This window comes from Hyalangium sp. (genome assembly GCF_035629615.1).
Taxonomy (GTDB): domain Bacteria; phylum Myxococcota; class Myxococcia; order Myxococcales; family Myxococcaceae; genus Hyalangium.
Genome location: NZ_DASPHO010000632.1, coordinates 1 through 4,108, shown reverse-complemented (window position 1 = coordinate 4,108; position 4,108 = coordinate 1). Strand labels below are relative to the sequence as shown.

The window sequence follows — 4,108 nt, the reverse complement described above, 5'->3', positions numbered from 1 at the left end:
CCGCCGCGTGGTGGTGCGCGAGCAGGTCTGGCCGCTCGGCCACGACTTCAGGGAACTTCTGCTCCAGCGCCTGGGTGATGCGCGCGTGCACTTGCTGGCGCGAGCGCTTGAGCATCGAGTCATATGCCGCGTCTCGTACCAGCGCGTGCTTGAAGAGGTAGGCAGCACTCCTGAGGCGCCGCCTGCGAGAGACGAGCTCCGCCGAGACGAGCTTGTTGAGATCCTCCTCCAAGGCGCTCTCGGAGAGCGGGCTGACGGCCCGCAGCAGGTCGGTGGTGAACTCCCGGCCGAGGGCCGAGGCCACCTGCGCCGTCTCCTTGGCCCGGCCCAGGCGATCCAGCCGCGCCACCAGGGAGTCCCGCAGCGTCGCAGGGATGGCGATGTCCGCGAGCGGGCGGGTGAGCACGTACCCGCCGTCTCGCTCCACCAGGGTCCCAGACTCACTCAACGTCTGGATGAGCTCCTCGATGAAGAGCGGCACGCCGTCGGTGCGCAGCGCGACCTGCTCCAGCACCTCGGGCGGGAGCGGCCGGTCCTGGGTGATCTTCAAGGCCATCCGCTCGATCTCGGGCCGCCCCAGCCGGCTGAGCTGGAGGAGGGAGATCGCCGTGGTCCCCCAAGGCGGGGTGAACTCGGGCCGGGCGCTGAAGAGGGCGAAGACCCGGGCGGAGCTCACCTCTCCGAGGAGCTGGCCGAGCAGCTCCAGGGTGCTGGGGTCCACCCAGTGCAGATCCTCGATGAGCAACACCAGGGTGCTCTGCTCGGCCATCTCGAAGAGGAGGGAGAGGACCGCGTTGCGGGTCAGCTCCTTCTTCTTCTGGGCGGGGACATCGAGCGGGGGCCAGCGCTCCGGCAGCGGCAGGGAGAGGAGGGGTGCAAAGAGGGGCATCGCCTCCGCGAGGTCGAAGCCGTAGAGCGAGAGCTGCGCCTCGAGCCTGGCGAGCCTGGCCTCCGTGCTCGCCTCGCGCGTTGGATCGAGCATGCGCTCGAAGAGATCGATGATGGGATGGAAGGGGCTGTTGGCGCTCGTCTGCGTGCCGCGACACTCCAGCCAGGTGTGCGGTTGGCCATCGAGCTTCGTCTGGAGCTCGTGGGCCAGCCGCGACTTGCCGATGCCGGGCTCTCCGCTGAGCAGGACGCCCTGGCCCGTGCCGCGACAGACCTGGCTCCAGCGCTCCAGCAGTACGTCGAGCTCCCGCTCCCGGCCGACGAGCGGGAGCTCGGCGAGGCCCGGAGGGTTGCCCTCTTCACAGAGCTGGAAGAGCGCCAGCTCGGTGCCCGTGCCGTCCGCGAGGCGGGGCTCCAGGGGCTCGAGGATGAAGTGCTTGCGGAGCAGGCGCTCGGTCTCGCTGCTGACGGCAATGGTGCCGGCCTGCACCAGGGCGCTGATCTGCGAGGCGGTCTTCGGAGTGGAGCCAACGACGTAGCCCGGATCGGAGCTCGTCCATGCGCGCAGCTCCCGCGCCACCACCATTCCGGTGTGCAGTCCGAGCTGAGCCTTGATGTGGACCTGGCGCTCCTTCTCGAGCACGGCGTTTCGCTGGGCAAGCGCGGCCGCGATCTCCAGCGCCGCCCTCGCGGCCCGCTGCGCGTCGTCCTCACGCGCTGTCGGGTAGCCAAAGTAGAACAGCACGATGTCGCCCATCGCGCCGGCCATCAGCCCATCGAAGCGGCGGACGATGGCGGTGCAGGCGTCCTGTTGCGCGCCGAGGAGCTGATCGAGCGCCTCCGTGTCCGCGCTTGCTCCGGTGAGGCTCGAGACGGAGAGCCCGCAGCACAGCGCGGTGATCTGCCGCCGCTCGCCTTCGATGAGCCGCTCGGTGGAAGGAGCGGGCTGGTGGACCGTCGCTGTCTCGGCGGAGGCGAGCTCCTCTCTGCCCTCGCGCGCCCGCGTCATGCCCCCCGAGAGGCTCTCCAGCCCGCTCAGGTCGAGCGCCTCCAGCTCCTTCAGGAGGCCCTCGGCGGTGACGTTGCGCGCCTCGGCGTCCTTCGCCGTCACCCGGCGGAGCAGATCTCCCAGCGGGTGGGCTGCGATCGCCGCGGGGATGGGGATGGGATCTGGAGAGAGCTGCTTGAAGATGACGTCGGCCGGGGTGGCGCCCTCGATGACTCGCCTGCCCGTCAGGCACTCCAGGAAGATGAGGCCCCAGGCATAGAGATCCGAACGAGGAGCGGGCGTGAGCCCGCGGAGCTGCTCGGGAGCGGCGTAGGCAGGAGTGCCGATCGACTCATGGCTGACGGTGACGATGGCCTCGTGCGCGGAGAGCTCGGTGAGGACGCCGATACCGAAGTCCACGACGAGCGCGTTCCGGCGCGCTCCGGTGGGGACCACCATGATGTTGGCCGGCTTGAAATCGCGGTGGATCACCCCCAGGGTGTGGGCGGAGGCCAGCGCGTCCAGGAGCTGGATCATCAGGTGCCGTGCCTCACTGGGCTCCAGCGCACCTTCCTCCGCGAGCACCTGGGCCAGGTTCTTGCCGGGGGCGAACTCGAAGACGGTGTAGACGACGCCGTTGTCCGCCCGGCCCGAGTCGATCAGCCGGACGATGTTGGGGTGATGCACCCGCGCGCACAGCTGCATCTCGCGCTGGAAACGCGCGAGGCGCTTCTCTTGCGCGACGGGGGGGGCGTCCGGTGCGAGGTGCAGGACTTTGATGGCCACCGTCTGGCCGGTGGCCACCTGGCGTGCCTTGTAGATGGTCCCGAAGCCGCCTGCTCCCAGCTTCTCGAGGATCTCGTACCGCTTCTGTAGCTCAGTACCGAGCACCTGCGCGTTCGCGTCGTCCATGGGTAACCTCGCGTGAGACTACCTGCTCGCCGTTCCTCGGAAAAGCAAGGGTGGCGAGGCCTGTCCAGCGTACGGGCCCAGCAGGGTCAGGGCAGACGCGGAGGTCCGCCAGCGCTACCGGCCACCGCGGAGCGGACCTCTGCCCCGGGGCGCAGCTCTCCCTGGAGCTTGAGCACTTCCGGCAATCCCGGCTCGGAGGGCTGCAGCCTGGGGACAGGCTCCAGGACGAAGCGGGACTGGAGCAGGGGAGCCGTGTCCGCACTCACGACGATCTCCCAGGGGAGCGCGCGAGCGCTGAGCAAGGCCGCGGCCCTCGGGGTCGTGCCCACGACCTGACCGGGGCCTCGCGGCACGACATGGCCCGCATGGATGCTGGCGCGCATAGCCAGGTGCACCTGCTGCTGGTGCTCGAGCTGCGTGTTGCGCTTGCGGACACCCTGGAGGATCTCCAGCGCGGCCAGCGCAGCCCGCTGTGCGCCCTCTGGCTGCACGGTCGCGAGGCCGAAGTAGAGCAGGACCTGATCGCCCAGGACCCCGCCAAGGCTGCCGCCGAAGGAGCGGCCTATCTCGATGCAGAGCTGTTGACCGAACCGGACGAACTCGTCGCTCTCCTCCATGTCCATCTTCTTCTGCGTGACAGAGGACATGGTGAGCGTGCAGCACAGGGCGGTCACCCAGCGGCGGTCGCCCTCTGGCTTGCGCGGGGGAGCCTCACCCGCCTGCTCCGGGAGGACCGGTCGGGCATGCTCCTGCCGTATGTAGGTCACGGAGCCCATCCCAGGAACTCCGGGGACTGCCGGCAGGGCGGGACTCGAGGCGGGGCCGCGCGCCTCCGGGTTGAGCCTCAGGCCTCGCAGGTTGCACGCCTCAATCTCACGCAGCAGCTTCGCGCACGACAGCTGTCCGCGCGCCTGGACATCCTTGTTCAGCAGCCGCGCGAGGATCTGGCCGAGCGGATGCGCCACCAGCGCGGGCGGGAGAGGGATGGGATCCGGGCCGAGCTGCTGGAAGAGGATCTCCTGCAGGGTCCGGCCGCGGACCGGCCGCATGCCGGTGAGGCACTCGAGGAAGACCAGGGCCCAGGAGAAGAGATCCGACGCGAGGGTGGGCTGCTCGCCGCGGAGCTGCTCGGGCGCGGAGTAGGCCGGGGTGCCTAGCACCTCGTACGTGCCGGTGAGCTTGCTGAGCTCCTGGAGCTCGGGCCCCTGCACCACCGCGCCGAGCCCGAAGTCGAGCACCAGCGCGTTCAGCCGCGCGCCCGTGGCGATCACCATCACGTTGTGGGGCTTGAGATCCCGGTGCACCACTCCCTGCGCGTGC

The 4,108-nt window shown here is 69.7% G+C and carries 2 protein-coding genes; both read right to left on the bottom strand.

Annotated elements, in window-relative coordinates:
- On the bottom strand, window positions 1-2,788 hold a 2,788-nt coding region (locus VD972_RS32290), incomplete at its 3' end, for a TOMM system kinase/cyclase fusion protein (RefSeq protein WP_324992639.1).
- Between the two features lie 86 nt (window positions 2,789-2,874).
- Window positions 2,875-4,108, bottom strand: a 1,234-nt coding sequence (locus VD972_RS32285) for a protein kinase domain-containing protein (protein WP_324992638.1), incomplete at its 5' end; no start/stop codon positions are given.